The 14,719-nt window shown below is 53.8% G+C and carries 15 protein-coding genes; 9 read left to right on the top strand and 6 right to left on the bottom strand.

Features of this window, described 5'->3' with window-relative positions:
• Nucleotides 1-90: 90 nt before the first annotated feature.
• The 3 genes from GA0071314_RS08320 (at nucleotide 91) to GA0071314_RS08330 (ending at nucleotide 2,730) form a co-directional block, all read left to right on the top strand.
• Nucleotides 91-636, top strand: coding sequence for a cytochrome b (locus GA0071314_RS08320; protein WP_074396203.1), 546 nt, complete (start codon nucleotides 91-93; stop codon nucleotides 634-636).
• A gap of 82 nt (nucleotides 637-718) precedes the next feature.
• Nucleotides 719-1,303: a YceI family protein gene (locus GA0071314_RS08325; protein WP_074396204.1), complete on the top strand. Its 585-nt coding sequence runs from the start codon at nucleotides 719-721 to the stop codon at nucleotides 1,301-1,303.
• A gap of 137 nt (nucleotides 1,304-1,440) precedes the next feature.
• Complete coding sequence (locus tag GA0071314_RS08330; protein ID WP_082934320.1) at nucleotides 1,441-2,730, top strand: MATE family efflux transporter; 1,290 nt, start codon at nucleotides 1,441-1,443, stop codon at nucleotides 2,728-2,730.
• On the opposite strand, the gene GA0071314_RS08335 is transcribed toward GA0071314_RS08330, so the two are convergent.
• The 4 genes from GA0071314_RS08335 to GA0071314_RS08350 form a co-directional block, all read right to left on the bottom strand.
• The gene (locus GA0071314_RS08335) at nucleotides 2,717-4,204 is read right to left on the bottom strand and encodes a uracil permease (protein WP_074396206.1); all 1,488 of its coding nucleotides are present in this window, start codon (nucleotides 4,202-4,204) and stop codon (nucleotides 2,717-2,719) included. The genes GA0071314_RS08330 and GA0071314_RS08335 overlap by 14 nt on opposite strands.
• A gap of 211 nt (nucleotides 4,205-4,415) precedes the next feature.
• Nucleotides 4,416-5,606 carry an amino acid aminotransferase gene (locus GA0071314_RS08340; protein ID WP_074396207.1) on the bottom strand — a complete coding sequence of 397 codons (1,191 nt, stop codon included), beginning with the start codon at nucleotides 5,604-5,606 and terminating at the stop codon, nucleotides 4,416-4,418.
• Nucleotides 5,607-5,945: a 4a-hydroxytetrahydrobiopterin dehydratase gene (locus GA0071314_RS08345; RefSeq protein WP_074396208.1), complete on the bottom strand. Its 339-nt coding sequence runs from the start codon at nucleotides 5,943-5,945 to the stop codon at nucleotides 5,607-5,609. It abuts the gene before it with no gap.
• Between the two features lie 40 nt (nucleotides 5,946-5,985).
• The gene (locus tag GA0071314_RS08350; protein WP_074396209.1) at nucleotides 5,986-6,882 is read right to left on the bottom strand and encodes a GGDEF domain-containing protein; all 897 of its coding nucleotides are present in this window, start codon (nucleotides 6,880-6,882) and stop codon (nucleotides 5,986-5,988) included.
• 272 nt (nucleotides 6,883-7,154) lie between these two features.
• On the opposite strand from GA0071314_RS08350, the gene cobA reads away from it, so the two are divergent.
• The 4 genes from cobA (at nucleotide 7,155) to dcd (ending at nucleotide 10,794) form a co-directional block, all read left to right on the top strand.
• On the top strand, nucleotides 7,155-7,988 hold the full coding sequence (gene cobA / locus GA0071314_RS08355; RefSeq protein ID WP_074396210.1) for a uroporphyrinogen-III C-methyltransferase: 834 nt from the start codon (nucleotides 7,155-7,157) through the stop codon (nucleotides 7,986-7,988).
• A gap of 152 nt (nucleotides 7,989-8,140) precedes the next feature.
• Nucleotides 8,141-9,271, top strand: a complete 1,131-nt coding sequence (locus GA0071314_RS08360) for a kinesin (RefSeq protein WP_074396211.1) — start codon at nucleotides 8,141-8,143, stop codon at nucleotides 9,269-9,271.
• A 144-nt stretch (nucleotides 9,272-9,415) separates the two neighbouring features.
• Complete coding sequence (gene apbC / locus GA0071314_RS08365) at nucleotides 9,416-10,216, top strand: iron-sulfur cluster carrier protein ApbC (protein ID WP_074396212.1); 801 nt, start codon at nucleotides 9,416-9,418, stop codon at nucleotides 10,214-10,216.
• Between the two features lie 11 nt (nucleotides 10,217-10,227).
• Nucleotides 10,228-10,794, top strand: coding sequence for a dCTP deaminase (gene dcd / locus GA0071314_RS08370; RefSeq protein ID WP_074396213.1), 567 nt, complete (start codon nucleotides 10,228-10,230; stop codon nucleotides 10,792-10,794).
• Between the two features lie 90 nt (nucleotides 10,795-10,884).
• Here the strand turns inward: dcd and purN are convergent, their stop codons facing one another.
• Nucleotides 10,885-11,619 carry a phosphoribosylglycinamide formyltransferase gene (gene purN / locus GA0071314_RS08375; RefSeq protein WP_074396214.1) on the bottom strand — a complete coding sequence of 245 codons (735 nt, stop codon included), beginning with the start codon at nucleotides 11,617-11,619 and terminating at the stop codon, nucleotides 10,885-10,887.
• Entirely contained in the window at nucleotides 11,616-12,689 is a 1,074-nt protein-coding gene (gene purM / locus GA0071314_RS08380) for a phosphoribosylformylglycinamidine cyclo-ligase (protein ID WP_074396215.1), read from the bottom strand. The genes purN and purM overlap by 4 nt, the downstream gene beginning before the upstream one ends.
• A 192-nt stretch (nucleotides 12,690-12,881) precedes the next feature.
• Here purM and GA0071314_RS08385 point away from each other — a divergent pair, with 192 nt between their 5' ends.
• Together GA0071314_RS08385 and hda are read left to right on the top strand one after the other, a co-directional pair.
• Nucleotides 12,882-13,988 carry an AI-2E family transporter gene (locus tag GA0071314_RS08385; protein WP_074396216.1) on the top strand — a complete coding sequence of 369 codons (1,107 nt, stop codon included), beginning with the start codon at nucleotides 12,882-12,884 and terminating at the stop codon, nucleotides 13,986-13,988.
• A complete protein-coding gene (gene hda, locus GA0071314_RS08390) occupies nucleotides 13,985-14,689 on the top strand; it encodes a DnaA regulatory inactivator Hda (protein WP_074396217.1) in 705 nt (234 codons plus the stop codon). The genes GA0071314_RS08385 and hda overlap by 4 nt, the downstream gene beginning before the upstream one ends.
• Nucleotides 14,690-14,719 lie beyond the last annotated feature (30 nt).

A 14,719-nucleotide genomic window follows, 5' to 3' on the forward strand; every position in this document is an offset into this window, starting at 1 on the left:
CTGCTTTTTTCAGCAGTTTACGATCTGCTTTGACGCTATCATCTTTGGTATTACAACGCCCACGGCGGGCGTAAGATTAAGGAAGGCACGATGTGGCGTAACACGCAAATGGGTTGGGGAGTCGTCAGCATTGCGCTGCATTGGCTCAGTGCTATTACGATTGTAGGGCTATTTGCCCTAGGCTGGTGGATGACCGGGTTAGGTTATTACGACACTTGGTACAACTTAGGGCCCTGGGTGCATCGTTCCATTGGCCTGTTGCTATTCATGGCTACGCTGGCGCGGATCGTGTGGCGATGGTTGCAGCCGACACCCCGTAGCCAGGGTAGTCGCGTTGAAATTTTGCTAGCTCATGTCGGTCACATCACGCTGTATCTCTTGCTGATAGTAGTAATGACCACCGGCTATTTGATTTCAACGGCGGATGGGAGCGGCATCAGTGTTTTTGATTGGTTTATGGTGCCAGCACTGGTGTATGACCTTCCCCAGCAAGCGCGTATTGCCGGAGACCTGCATTGGTATAGCGCATGGGGGTTGATTGTACTAGCCGTTGGTCATGCGCTGGCAGCGTTCAAACATCATTGGCGCGACGGCCACGACACTCTGGTACGCATGCTTAAACCTACGACGCGTTAAGATATGAGGCTTCCCCATTGGGATGGCTTTAAAAGGGCACCCCTCAACACGGTGCTTGTTCATCGAGAAAGGAGTTGCACGCATGTTAAAGAAAACCGTACTGAGCACGGCAGTCGCCGCTGCGGCGTTTGTAACGCTGGGTCAGGCCCAAGCCGCTGACTATACGATCGATACCGAAGGTCAGCACGCCTTTGTGCAGTTTAAGATTAGCCATTTGGGGTATTCCTATATTCTGGGTAGCTTCGAAGAATTTTCGGGCGACTTCAGCTATGATCCTGACGATCTTGAGGCGTCATCGGTCGATATGGAAGTTCAGGTAGATAGCTTGAACAGCAACCATGCTGAGCGCGATCGCCACATTTTGGGCAGCGATTTCCTTAACGTCGATGAATATCCCACTGCCACATTTACTTCGACAGGTTTCGAGTCGAGCGGTGATAATGAAGGTGTGGTGACGGGTGACCTTACCCTGCACGGCCAAACCCAAGAAATTGAAATGCCCGTAACGTTAATGGGCGAAGGCGATGACCCCTGGGGGGACTACCGTGCTGGCTTTGAGGGCAGCACCATGATTACGTTGAGCGATTTTGATATTGATATGAGCGACTTCCCTGAAGCCATGCATGAGTTAGAGCTTTACGTAACGTTTGAAGGTATTCGCCAGTAATACAGCGCTGAAAAGCGCCACCACCCTATTCGGGGTGGTGGCGCTTTTTGCGTTTATTCATTAGGAGACAGGCGTTGGTTGTTAGCAAGCAGCAAACGGAAGGGTTAGTCAAGACCCTGTGGCGGCAAACCTGGCCCATGGCCATTGGTGTGCTCTCGCTACTTGGGTTTCAACTGGTCGACAGCGCCTTCATCGCACGGTTAGGAACGGTGCCGCTAGCGGCACAGTCTTTCACTTTTCCGCTGTCATTTCTGATTATTGGTATCCAGGTGGGTATGGGTATCGCGATTGCCGCGCTGATTTCCCGAGCGTTGGGCGCTGGCGAGCAGGCGCGGGCAAAACGCTTGAGCAGTTTGGTGTTGATGGCCGGTGGCGGTGTGATTGCCTGTCTAGGCCTCGTCCTTTGGGCTTTCCAGATACCGATATTTAGTTTGTTAGGTGCTGAAAGTAACACCTATGGGTATTTACAACGTTATTGGCCACCGCAGCTTTTAGCGGCCTGGCTAGGGGCGCTGCTGTACTTTGTATACAGCGTTTTTCGCGCCTACGGCGACACTAGGTTGCCAGGTAAAATGATGGTGATCACCAGCCTGATTAATCTGGTGCTGGATCCTTTGTTGATTTTTGGCATTGGGCCTTGGGAGGGCTGGGGCCTGCCCGGCGCCGCTTGGGCCACGGCAATTGCCTTTAGTGTTGGACTGCTGGTTACCGGTGGTCGTCTGTGGGGGCGTGGGTGGGCCTCACGGGATGGGCTATGGCAAGAAGGCCAGCAGTCATGGCGGCCCTTTATGGGCATTGCGGCGCCTGCCATGGTGAGCCAATTGATGCCGCCACTGGCGGCGATGCTGGCTATCTCGGTGGTGGCAGGCTTGGGCGAAAGCCAGGTGGCTGCCTGGGGATTGGCCAGCCGACTGGAAACGTTGTCATTAATGGTAATTCTCGCCATGACGATGTCGTTGCCGCCATGGTTGGGGCGTTGCTATGGGGCAGGTGATTGGGATCAAATCCATCGACTTCTGCGGCTGGCGCTTGGCGTTGCCATGGTATGGCAGTTAACGCTGGGCATATTGCTGGCACTAGGCGCGCCGTGGCTTGGCATGGCGTTGGCAGGCAATCCCGACGTCCAAGAGGAACTGGTAATACTGATTCGCTTTCTGCTGCCCAGCTATGCTGCCCTCGGCATTTGCATGCTGATCGTATCGGCAGGTAATGCGTTGGGGTGGCCATTGCGTGCCATGCTTTTGTCTTCTGCGCGCCTGTTCGTATGCTACTTACCCTGCCTGTGGATAGGCGAGAAGTTGGCAGGGTGGTGGGGACTGGCCGCCGGGGCGGCCATCGGTAATGTGCTAGCGGGGTTGCTAGCCTGGTTATTGCTTAAGCGTATTTTGTCTCGTCCGCATCGCCAGTCGGGCGTCACCCCGCAGTAGATTTGGGCGTCTCTTGAAAGGCGAAATAGCTAAATAGTAGTGCCATGGCGATATAACCCAAGACAAAGTTGGGTGCTGCATTGATCGCAAGTTCAGGGGCATGCATTAACCCGACAAACGAAAAGGCCGCCGCGATGAGCGCAAAAACGGCTGCTCGGCGGAACTGATGATCAATCACTGAAACCGTCATCGCGCCCAGGAAAATCGCCATGAACATCGCGCCCTGACCGGCGGCTACAATCGATGTTGAAATATCGCTGACAACCTCTTCCGCACCACGATTAAAGCGCGTCATCACGTAGTTTGCAAAGTAGGGCAGCATTGCCAGTGCGACGGCGGGATAGTAACGGCTATCGTTGGCCTGAAACGCCGTGGCAATCATGGAAATCCCCACAAAAACCAGAATCGGAGCGACCACCGATACAGGGATGATTGCCGAGATCATGGCGATTAGGCCAAACATAGTGGCGATGGCGTAAACGGCTCCGTTTAACAGGCTATAGCCCCGGCCAGCGCCCATCCATTTCGCTCCCACGGTGGCGATATACACGGTGGTGGGAAACACGCCGCCAAACAGTGCGCCTATCATGGTGCCCACGCCATCCACCGCTTGGCATTCGCGTACATCGTACTTGTCGCCAGCGGCTTCCATGGCTTCGACGTTGTTCATGGTTTCAATGGCGTTGTACAGCGTAATCGGCAAGACCACGGTCAGAATAGCGAGCATCCCCGTGGCGAGAAGCCCTAAGCCTTCCCACCAGGCCAGGTTGGGTAGCAAAGGATAAAAGCCAAGGTGGGTAAAGGCATCGCTGAATCGCTCGCCGCCTGCGTCGCCAATCATGTAGGCCATGGCGGTGCCCACGATGATGGCAAATAGTGAAGTGGGGATTTTAAACGGCATGCTTACGCGGGCAATTAAGCCGACGATAATAATGGCTAGGACTAGTAAGCCAATTAGCGGCATTTCCAGTGTTTTGAACAGCATTTCACCGGCGATGAAGGTAAGTGCGACCCCGGCGACGGCCCCCAACATGGCAGCACGGGGAAGGTGATATTGTACCCAGCGGCCAATTAAACTGATGGCCGCTTCAATCGCCCCGCTGATAAAACAGGCGGCTACCGCCACTTTCCAGGCAAGATCCACATCCCCCGTCAGCTCTTTGGCGGGCAACAAAACGCCAAACAAGAAGACAAACATCACCGGTGTTGAAATACCGTAGGACAAGGCCGTGACGTCGGTACGCTGCTCTTTGCGTGCTAGCCTCGAGGCGCTCCAGGCGTAATAAAAATTGCCGACCATCACCGCAATGGCCGCCCCAGGAAGAACTTGCCCGTAAACAATTGAAGCGGGGAAGTCCATGCCGAGCATGGTGATGGCAATAATCACAAAATTCGCAATGTTGTTCTGGAACAGCGCGAAAAATGCGTCGGTGTCTTCTTTTTTGTACCACGGGTAGTAATGTTGCGTCGCCATGAGTGCCTCTGAGTTATGGGTTTTTTGTAGCAAGGCTCAAGTGAGTGTGCCGCCGATCTGACTGATCGGTCAACTTCTGCTTTCCTGGTTTCGCCGCGAGGCCTCCCAAGCACTGGCGACGAAGCGCGATTTTACACAACTCAATATGTTTGCCCAAAACATAAAAATGCCCAGGCAAGCCTGGGCACATGGTTACGACGGTGGTCATCGACTAGTCGTTAACCGCCGCGATCGCCTTGGCGAGGTAGGGGAGGTTTTCCTGGGAGAAGCCTGCCACGTTGGCGCGGCCTGAGCGCACCATATAAATCCCAAACTCATCGCGCAACCGGTCAACCTGCTGCGGTGTAAGGCCCGTGTAAGAGAACATGCCACGCTGCTCGGCAACGCAGGCATACTTCTCATCAAGCCCGTAGGGTTTGAGGGCTTCCACAAAATCACGACGCAGCGTGTTTATGCGGTCACGCATTTCGGTCAGCTCTTCGCGCCATATCGCGGAAAGTTCAGCATCGTGCAGAATCTCACTGACAATGGCGCCGCCGTGTGCGGGTGGGTTGGAGTAGTTTTCCCGGGCGACGATCGCGACCTGCGAACGAATATTTTCCATTTGCTCGGCGTTTTTAGCCACCATAATCAAGCAGCCGGTCCGCTCGCAGTAGATGCCGAAGTTTTTCGAGCACGAACTGGTGATGATGACCTCGTCAAGCTGCTCGGCAAATAGCCGAACGCCGTAGGCATCTTCGTCAAGCCCCTGCCCAAACCCTTGGTAGGCGAAGTCGATCAGCGGCAGTAACTGGCGTTCTTTAACTACTTCAAGTACTTGCTGCCATTGAGATTCAGATAGATCGAATCCGGTTGGATTATGGCAGCAGGCATGGAGTACCACGACATCGCCTTCGGGGATTTTTTTCAACGCGCCTAACATGCCATCAAAATCAAGGCGGTTGTCTGGGTCAACGTAGGGGTATTTATGCAGTTCAATACCGGCTGCGGTAAAGATACCGTGATGGTTTGGCCAAGTAGGGTCGCTAACCCAAATGCCTTTGCCGGGCAACTGAGTGGCAATAAAGTCGGCGGCTAAGCGTAAGGCCCCGGTTCCACCCGGCGACTGGGTGGCGCTGGCGCGATTGGCTTCCAGCACCGGTGAACTGGCACCCAACATCATTGGCAGCACAACACCACCGTAAGCGGGCGCGCCGTGCGACCCAATATAGGTCTTGGTGGTTTCATTGCTGAGCAAGCGAGCTTCGGCTTCTTTGACCGCACGCATCACTGGCGTGTTGCCCTGCGCATCACGGTAAACGCCAACGCCTAAGTCGACTTTCTGAGGGTTGGTGTCTTTTTTAAAAGCTTCGATTAGCCCAAGAATGGCGTCTCCAGGGACTCGCTCAATGTGCTCAAACATTTATTCGGCTACCTCGTCAGTTCTAGCGGCAAGAATGAAATCATTTTGATGCAGGCCATCGATGGCGTGGCTCCACCAGGTGACCGTGGCTTTCCCATACTCGGTGGTGATCACGGGGTGGTGGCCTGCCTGTTCGGCCACTTCGCCAACGCGCTGAGTAAAGTCCAGAGCGCCAACGAAATCACGAAACGTATAGCTTCGTGTCAGCTTCATGATGCCATCGTGATCGACAATCCGCCACTGGGGGAGGGCCTTTAACTGGCTTTCGCACTCGCTTTGGGTCATTGGCTTTGCGTTACCGCTGCAGGGTTCGCACGATTGTTGGGCAAGCGATGTCATGGACGGCCTCCTTAACATTAATAATGAATGGCTCATCCTTTCAGGGTAGAAGGCAGACGCAGTCCCGGCCAACGTCTTTGGCACTGTAGAGGGCTTGATCAGCCCGTTCGATAAGGCTCGTCAAGGGTTCGCCGCAACGATATTCGGCGACGCCGATGCTCAGCGTTACTTGTCCGACCCCGATGCCGAAATCATACTCTGCAATATGTTGGCGTAACCGGTCTGCCAACTGATGGCACTGCTTGACAGGGGTAAGCGGCAAAACAGCCATGAATTCTTCACCACCCAGCCGAGCGATCATGTCTTCGCTACGCAGCAGCGACTGGGACAGACTGGCCAGCTGTTTTAAGACCTCATCGCCTTGTAAATGCCCCCAGCGATCGTTGAGATGTTTAAAGTGATCAATGTCGACCATCATGATGGAAAGCGGGGTGCCATGACGAGAGCTGAGCGATGCCAGGTTGGTTAGATGCACCATTAATTTACGCCGGTTTGGCAGGCTGGTAAGCGGGTCGGTATCACACAGTTTGCGCAGCCGCTGCTCTTCAGAGACTTGGTCGCTGATGTCCATCATGATGCCGTGCCACCGCACGCCGGACGGGATAGGCTCGGGGGTAGCGCTGACAGCCATCCATGGGGATTTATGCCCAGGTAGCGCTAAGCGAAAGCGAGTGGTTAACGGCAACATCCAGCGGGCCGAGCGTTCAATGGCAGACATCAGCTTTGGGTAGTCAGTGCCGGTCAGCTGTTCGAGCGCGGTGTTGGCATCTTGCGCTAGCTGGTCTCGGTCAATAGGGGCCACCGTTAGCCCAGCGCCTTCCATAAAGGGAAATGCCATATGGCCATTATGGGTACGGTGAAATTGAAACACGACGCCAGGGACTTGACGGATAAGTTGCTCGGCGTTGAGCGTTAAAGGGCTATCATTCACGGGCATGCGTGAATCTCCGAAGCTGTGCTATTGAAAAGCTATGCCATTTAAAAATCAATCGACAAGGGTAGCGCTAAAAACGTAATTAAAATGTAAGCGATCGCCTACAATTCGACACATTTTTATACCTTTTTGCTATATCTAATGAATAAATAAGATTAAAAAGGCATATAATACGTTGGTTTACGATTACTGATGGCACGTGCTCGTAAAAAGCATTATTTTTGTGCATATAAAATACTTTTTTTATTCCTTTGGGGTGTGTCTTGTCGCACAGCATGTCTATATCTGGTGACTTCTCTTCCGTGCAAGGGCGCGTGAGTTTGGTGGGCGCTGGGCCAGGGGACCCTGAGCTACTGACGCTCAAGGCATTTCATCGTTTACAGCATGCCGATGTGGTGTTGCATGATCGCTTGGTTAGCGATGAAATCTTAGCGTTACTGCCGTCGAAGACTCAGCGGTTTTATGTCGGTAAAGCGCGCTCGGCGCACAGCGTCCCACAGGAGGGGATCAATCAAGCACTGGTCGAGTGGGCTCAAGCAGGTAATCGCGTGGTGAGGCTAAAGGGAGGAGACCCATTCATTTTTGGCCGCGGTGGAGAAGAGCTGGAAACACTGATAGCTGCTGGGGTGCCCGTGGAAGTGATACCTGGGATTACCGCCGCTTCGGGGTGTGCCGCTTATGCGGGGATACCACTTACCCATCGTGACCACGCCCAATCGGTACGTTTTGTGACCGGGCACCTCAAAAACGGTAAGTGTGACTTAGATTGGCAGACCCTAGCGCGCCCTGGGCAGACCCTGGTGTTTTACATGGGGTTAGGCAGTGTCGATGTGATTTGCCAAGCGCTTATCGCCCACGGCATGGCGCCAGAGACGCCGTTGGCCTTGATTGAGCAGGGCACCACACAACAGCAACAGACCCATATTGGTAGTTTGCATGCTCTGCCTGATGCTTTTTTTGCTGGCAGAATAAAGCCTCCAACCTTGTTGATTGTGGGGCACGTTGTGTCATTGAACGCACAGCTCGCATGGTTTGATGTGGATCAGACCCACGCCAAGGGATTTAGTGAAGGTAAACATCCCACGCCGCCACCCCATTCTGAAACCTAACGTTAACCAATCAACGTTTATGTCGTCATACGAAACTGGCTAGATACACTAAGCTGTGTATGCTGGTAGACAGTAGGCTGAAACTTAATCGCTGTCTGCGCAGCTAGTAGCAATACGCGTTACGTGCAGCGACTATCTAAGGGAGAGGCGACATGTCAGACGAGCAGCATTCCGATCACAAGCCAACCAATAGTAAACCGGATATGAAAACTCTCTTCCGCGATAATCGCGTGAAGGGGATTGCGGGCATCGCCGCGATAGCGGTGATCTGGGCGATCATGGCGCAGTCAAATGTAGGCACCAGCAACGACCGCGTGGCGGCACTTGAAGACCAAGTGACCAGCGTTGAAGAAGAAAATGACTCGCTTAAACAGCAGCTTAGTGAAGTTGATGATGCTGAAGCCGATCTCACGGCATTGCAAGATGAAATGAGTACATTAGAGGAGCAGCAGGCAGAGGAGCAAGAAGCGCTGGAAAGTACGCAGCAACAGGTCAGTGATACCCGTTCGGAGCTTGAGTCGCTGGAAGAAGAGCGTGACTCGCGGCAGGGTGAAGTTGACGAGTTGAACCAGCAGGTGAGTGACGCTGAAAGCGAGATGGAAACGCTGCGTGAAGAGCGCGAAGAAGTCCAGCAGGCCAGTGATGAGGCCGACAAAGCGCGCCAAGAGGCTGAAGAAGCACGTCAGAGTGCTGAAGACGCACGACAAGAGGCTGAAGATGCGCGGCAAGAAGCGGCAAGTGAGCGTCAGAAGGCGGTTGATGAGCGTGATGCTGCCAACGAAACGCTGGATGAACTTAATAGCGAAATAGAACAAGCCAACGAACGCTTGTCTACCCTCGAAGACGAGATTGCAAGTGCAGAGTCTGAGCGCGAAGAAGCGCGTGAAGAGCGTGATAACGCCACCAGCGAGCGCGATACGCTTCAAGAAGAAGTCGATTCACTGACTGAGCTACGCGAAGAAGAAGAAAGCTCTTTGAGCGATGTGCGCACTGAATTGGAAGATATAATGGTGGCACTGGATATGGGCCGCGAAGAGCTGGCCAGCGTAGAAGACGATGTGGCTAATCGTGAAGAGCAACTGCAGCGCTTGGAAGAGCAATTGAATGATTGGCGCGATGAGCTTTCAACATTGGATTCTCGCATAGCGGATGCCGCCAATGATGCGGGTGAAGATGCCCAGCAAAATGGTGAGTCGCAAAACAATGAAGAGAGCAGCGAAGAGGAATCGTCTGGAGATGAAGGGGATAATGAAGAGGACGGCGAGGAAGAGGAAGCTAGCTAAGCTTCTCTTTATAAAGTAACCCTTCAGTCGAGCGGGTGCTGACATGGTCAGTACCCGTTTTTTTGGGCGTTGGTTTATGAATGCTCCCGCGAGGAGTATGATTTGCACACTTATTGATACAACGCCAAACGAGGAGTCTGTCTAATGGAAGGCGTCAAACATATAATAGCCGTAGCCTCAGGTAAGGGCGGTGTTGGTAAGTCCACGGTTACCGTTAACCTGGCACTGGCGTTAGCCGCCCAAGGCTATCGTGTGGGCGTATTGGATGCGGATATCTATGGTCCAAGCCAGGCGCAAATGTTGGGGGTCGCCGAAGGGGTGCGCCCTCAAGCGGCGGGTAACGATAAGTTTTTACCGCTCCAAGCGCATGGTCTTCAAGCCATGTCGATGGCATTTATGGTCAATACCCGTGAAGCCATGGTATGGCGTGGACCGATGGTGGTTGGGGCGTTCCAGCAAATGCTCAATCAAACTCAGTGGGATAACCTGGATTTCCTGCTTATCGACATGCCGCCCGGCACCGGCGATATTCAATTGACGCTGGCCCAGAAGGTAGCGGTATCAGGCGCGGTGATTGTGACAACCCCTCAGGACATCGCCTTGTTGGATGCGCGTAAAGGCATTGAGATGTTCCGTAAAGTGAACGTGCCGGTTCTAGGCGTGGTTGAAAACATGAGCCTTTACCACTGCGAAAACTGCGGCCATGAGGCACCCATATTCGGCTCTGGCGGCGGTGACCGTATTGCCGAAGAGTACCAAACTGAAGTGTTAGGCCGTTTGCCATTAACCTTGTCGATCCGTGAGCTTACTGATTCCGGGCGGCCTAGCGTGGTGTCGGAACCTGATAGTGCCGTCAGTCAAACATTTGCTGCGATTGCCACCAAGGTGGCGCAAAGCGTGGATGGCCAAAATAAAGAAAGCCCTACTATTTCCTTCAGCGAGTGAATACGTAACCAATGAGCATCAAGTCTGATAAATGGATCCGGCGCATGGCGAAAAGTGATGCCATGATCGAGCCGTTCGAGGCCGGCCAAGTTCGTTATAATAATGATCAGCGCGTCATCTCCTATGGCACCTCAAGTTACGGCTATGATGTACGTTGTTCGGATGAATTTAAGGTATTTACCAATATTCACTCGGCGATCGTTGATCCTAAAGCCTTTGATGATAAGAGCTTTGTCGATGTGAAGGGTGATGTCTGTATTATTCCGCCTAACTCATTTGCGCTGGCGCGCACAGTGGAGTACTTCCGTATTCCCCGTAATGTGCTAACCATCTGCTTGGGTAAATCAACCTATGCGCGCTGCGGCATTATCGTCAACGTAACGCCGCTAGAGCCTGAGTGGGAGGGGCATGTGACGCTGGAGTTTTCGAACACCACCAATTTGCCGGCTAAAATCTATGCCCACGAAGGTGTTGCACAGATGTTGTTTCTGGAGTCCGATGAAGTGTGCGAAACCTCTTATAAAGATCGGGGAGGTAAATACATGGGCCAGCGGGGTGTGACGTTGCCGCGTACTTGATTACCTTGAGTTGTCATATTAAAAAAACCGAGCGGTGTTGGCCGCTCGGTTTTTTTGATATCGCCAAAAGTGTCGCGAGACCTGCCGTGGTCAGATAGATTCGTCGAGTTCTTCAGCAGCATCGGCGTGGGAAAGCCGCATGCCGTGGGGCGGTAACAGATGGCCGTCCATGGTAACGCCTTCTCCGCTATATTGAAGACGACCTTGTAAAAACCATTGCACGGCGATGGGATAAATAAGATGTTCCCGGTCGTGGACCTTCTGTTTTAGCGTTTCAACGCTGTCATCAGCAGCAACGTTAAGTTCGGCTTGCAAAACGACCGGCCCGCCATCCAGCTCTTCGGTAACAAAGTGAACGCTGCAGCCGTGCTGAGTAACCTGATCTGCAAGGGCGCGGGCATGGGTATTAAGGCCTTGGTAAGCTGGTAGTAGCGACGGGTGTATATTTAGCATACGACCCAGATAGCGCTGAACGAAACGTGGTGTCAAAATCCGCATAAAGCCAGCCAGCACAATGAGGTCAGGCTCATGTCGCTCAATGACTTTGATCAGCGCTCCGTCATAGGCGTCACGGCTATCGTATTCACGGTGCGGCAGGGCAACGGCATCGATTCCCGCTTCGTGGGCACGCTTAAGGCCATAGGCGTCGGGCTCGTTAGAGATAACGGCGACGATCTCGCCGCCTAGCCGGTCATGGGACTGAGCCTCAATCAACGCTTGAAGATTGCTGCCACTGCCGGAAATTAATACAACCACCCGGGGCGTCGTCGCAGGCTCGGGTGTCATGTCCGTTAGGGTGTCGCTGTTGTAGTCGGTGCTGCTCATGCCGGTAAATTCTCCAACACCACGGCGTCCTGCTGGCGCGCTTCAATTGTTCCCAGACGGTAGACGGTTTCACCTTGAGCTTCTAAGTGCGCAATGGCTTGGCTGGCGTCGGCTTCAGGAACGACGACCACCATGCCAATACCGCAGTTAAGCACCCGGTGCATCTCTGTGTCGGTCACATTGCCTTGGGTTTGCAGCCAGTCAAAAACAGCTGGCCGCTTCCACGCCTGAGTGTCGATGCGCGCAGCAAGCGTGTCGGGGAGCACTCGGGGGATATTCTCAAGCAGGCCACCGCCAGTGATGTGTGATAGGGCGTGAACCGATAGGTTGCTATCACGCAGCAGGGAAAGCAGTGCCTTGACGTAAATTCGTGTTGGGGCCATCAGCGCATCGCCAAGGGGGGTGCCGTCGACCTGGGTGTCTAAAGGGGTATTGCTGCGTTCGATGATTTTACGAATCAGCGAGTAGCCGTTAGAGTGCGGTCCAGAGGAGGCCAGGCCGAGCAAAACGTCTCCTTCAGCCACGCGACTGCCGTCGAGAATCTCACTCTTCTCAACCACGCCAACGCAGAACCCGGCCAGGTCGTAGTCGTCGCCTTCGTACATGCCCGGCATTTCGGCGGTTTCACCGCCAACGAGGGCGCAGCCAGCTTGTTCGCAGCCAGCGCCAATGCCGGTAACGACATCGGCGGCTATATCGACATTTAATTTACCCGTGGCATAGTAGTCGAGGAATATTAGCGGCTCGGCACCGGCAACAATAAGGTCATTGACACACATGGCCACCAGGTCAATGCCAATGGTGTCGTGCTTACCTAATGTCATGGCGAGACGCAGTTTGGTGCCGACGCCGTCGGTCCCGGAGACCAATACCGGCTGCCGGTATCCCTGGGGTAGCTCGCATAGGGCGCCAAAACCACCAAGCCCACCCATCACTTCCGGGCGTGTCGTGCGTTTGGCAACGTGCTTGATGCGATCGACCAGCGCATTGCCGGCATCAATATCAACGCCTGCGTCTTTGTAGCTGAGCGATGGAGCCGATGAGGCGTGGGAAGAAGAGGTCTCGGTCATGACAGGTCCTATGGAGCAAAGTGCGGTGCAATAGTAACTGGCGTACGCCGCCAGAGCTGGCAATAGCTAGGCGGATTGTAACACCCGGTGGCGTGGCCCGCATCGCTCGCGCTTGACGTGAACAAAAGCAGGCGGTTTTTATTTATATACGGCATAGTAGGCTGTCGCCAAAGTGGTCGTTAAGGGAGAAATATGCGCAATTCATGGTGGGGCATCCTGCTGTTAGTCATTGTTGTGGGGCTGGTATATTTACTGGACTCGGTACTAATGCCGTTTGTCGCCGGTGTCATCCTGGCGTATTTGGCGGACCCGCTGGCTAACCAATTCCAGCGCTGGGGTATGAACCGCGCGGTAGCGGTTAGTAGCGTTTTTTGTGTGCTGTTGGCTGTGCTCGTGGTCAGCCTGTTGATTTTAATTCCGCTCGTCATCCAGCAGATAAAGCAGTTAGGCGAAGCCGTGCCGGGTATTTTTGCCTGGGGGGAAAACTCCCTGGCGCCGAAGGTATTTGAATGGACCGGTTACGATCTGCGTGCTGAACTGGTTAACGTGCGTGAGACATTGGTGGAAAATTGGCGCGATGCCGGCGGCTATTTGGCCCAAGCGCTCGGCCAAATAGGCCGCTCGGGGATGGCATTCGTCTCCTGGGTGACCTATGTCGCTTTGATCCCCGTTGTGACGTTTTATTTACTATTGGACTGGGACCGTCTTATTAACAATATTGCCAACTTGATTCCGCGTCAGTGGGCAGACGATGTAGGCCGCCTGGTGCGCCGCTGTGATGAAGTGTTAGCGTCTTTTTTACGTGGGCAACTGCTGGTTATGCTTTGCTTAGGCATTATTTATGCGGGCGGGTTAACCCTGTTGGGGCTTGATTTTGGGCTATTAATCGGCGTGGTATCCGGGTTAGTGAGCATTGTGCCGTTTCTTGGCTTTATTTTAGGGTTATGCATTGCGTTGATTGTCGCGCTTTTCCAGTTTGGCACCTTGTGGGCAGTGTTGGGCGTCATTGCCGTATTTGCGATTGGCCAGGTGGCGGAAAGCGTGGTCCTACAACCTAAGCTGCTAGGTGACAAAATTGGCCTTCATCCGGTGGCGGTCATCTTCGCGGTGCTGGCGGGCGGTAATTTATTCGGCCTGACAGGGGTGCTGCTTGCTTTGCCTGCGGCTGCGATCATTATGGTGCTGTTACGGGAAGCGAAAGACCGCTATAAGAGCAGCGACCTTTATAATGCTGATGACGAATACGATCAAAAGCCCGATAAGTTGCCCGCAATCGGTGATAAAAGGGAGCCCTCATGAGCCAAGTGCCGGCGCAACTTCCCCTTGGGGTTGGCTTGCGCGACGACGCTACGTTTCATAACTATTACCCTGGGAAAGCCAATGCTGCCTTGTTGAATCGTCTGCAGCAGCAAGGTACGACGGCCGGTGAGGACTTCATTTATCTATGGGGCCCGCCGGGCTCAGGGCGTAGCCATTTATTGCAGGCCGCTTGCCATGCCGCCTCGGATCAGGGCAAGCGGGCACTGTACTTGCCGCTGGCCGAGCTGGGCCATTTCCCGCCCTTGATGTTGGAAGATATTGAACGACTAGACATGGTGTGTATTGACGATTTGGAACAGGTGTTAGGCCGAAAGCGCTGGGAAGAAGCACTTTTTCATGCCTTCAACCGCTTGCGCGATGCGGGTAAGCATCTGGTTATTGCTGCTAATGCGCCGCCCCGTCAGTTAGGCGTAGCGCTTCCTGATTTGGCTTCTCGCTTGAGCTGGGGAACAATCTTTCATTTGCACCCGCTGAATGATGAGGAGCGATTGGCGGCGCTAACGTTACGTGCCAGCGTCAGGGGCATGCTATTACCGGATGATGTGGGGCGCTATATACTTCACCGCGGGCCCCGCGAGCTCGGTGCACTCTGTCGGGCACTGGAAACCCTGGATCAAGCGTCGCTTTCGGCGCAGCGTAAATTAACCATTCCGTTTGTGAAATCCGCACTTAATTGGTAACAAAAAAAACCACCAGCGATTGGCTGGCGG

This window comes from Halomonas sp. HL-93 (genome assembly GCF_900086985.1).
In the GTDB taxonomy this organism is placed as follows: Bacteria; Pseudomonadota; Gammaproteobacteria; order Pseudomonadales; family Halomonadaceae; genus Vreelandella.

Bases quoted from the DNA above. Each gene is read 5' to 3' on its own strand.
- purN (WP_074396214.1), bottom strand. From the start codon at position 11,619: ATGAGCAGCACCGACTACAACAGCGACACCCTAACGGACATGACACCC.
- GA0071314_RS08350 (WP_074396209.1), bottom strand. From the start codon at position 6,882: ATGCCCGTGAATGATAGCCCTTTAACGCTCAACGCCGAGCAACTTATC.
- GA0071314_RS08330 (WP_082934320.1), top strand. From the start codon at position 1,441: ATGGCCATTGGTGTGCTCTCGCTACTTGGGTTTCAACTGGTCGACAGC.
- dcd (WP_074396213.1), top strand. From the start codon at position 10,228: ATGAGCATCAAGTCTGATAAATGGATCCGGCGCATGGCGAAAAGTGAT.
- GA0071314_RS08360 (WP_074396211.1), top strand. From the start codon at position 8,141: ATGTCAGACGAGCAGCATTCCGATCACAAGCCAACCAATAGTAAACCG.
- GA0071314_RS08340 (WP_074396207.1), bottom strand. From the start codon at position 5,606: ATGTTTGAGCACATTGAGCGAGTCCCTGGAGACGCCATTCTTGGGCTA.
- GA0071314_RS08335 (WP_074396206.1), bottom strand. From the start codon at position 4,204: ATGGCGACGCAACATTACTACCCGTGGTACAAAAAAGAAGACACCGAC.
- GA0071314_RS08345 (WP_074396208.1), bottom strand. From the start codon at position 5,945: ATGACATCGCTTGCCCAACAATCGTGCGAACCCTGCAGCGGTAACGCA.
- cobA (WP_074396210.1), top strand. From the start codon at position 7,155: ATGTCTATATCTGGTGACTTCTCTTCCGTGCAAGGGCGCGTGAGTTTG.
- purM (WP_074396215.1), bottom strand. From the start codon at position 12,689: ATGACCGAGACCTCTTCTTCCCACGCCTCATCGGCTCCATCGCTCAGC.
- apbC (WP_074396212.1), top strand. From the start codon at position 9,416: ATGGAAGGCGTCAAACATATAATAGCCGTAGCCTCAGGTAAGGGCGGT.
- GA0071314_RS08385 (WP_074396216.1), top strand. From the start codon at position 12,882: ATGCGCAATTCATGGTGGGGCATCCTGCTGTTAGTCATTGTTGTGGGG.
- GA0071314_RS08320 (WP_074396203.1), top strand. From the start codon at position 91: ATGTGGCGTAACACGCAAATGGGTTGGGGAGTCGTCAGCATTGCGCTG.
- GA0071314_RS08325 (WP_074396204.1), top strand. From the start codon at position 719: ATGTTAAAGAAAACCGTACTGAGCACGGCAGTCGCCGCTGCGGCGTTT.
- hda (WP_074396217.1), top strand. From the start codon at position 13,985: ATGAGCCAAGTGCCGGCGCAACTTCCCCTTGGGGTTGGCTTGCGCGAC.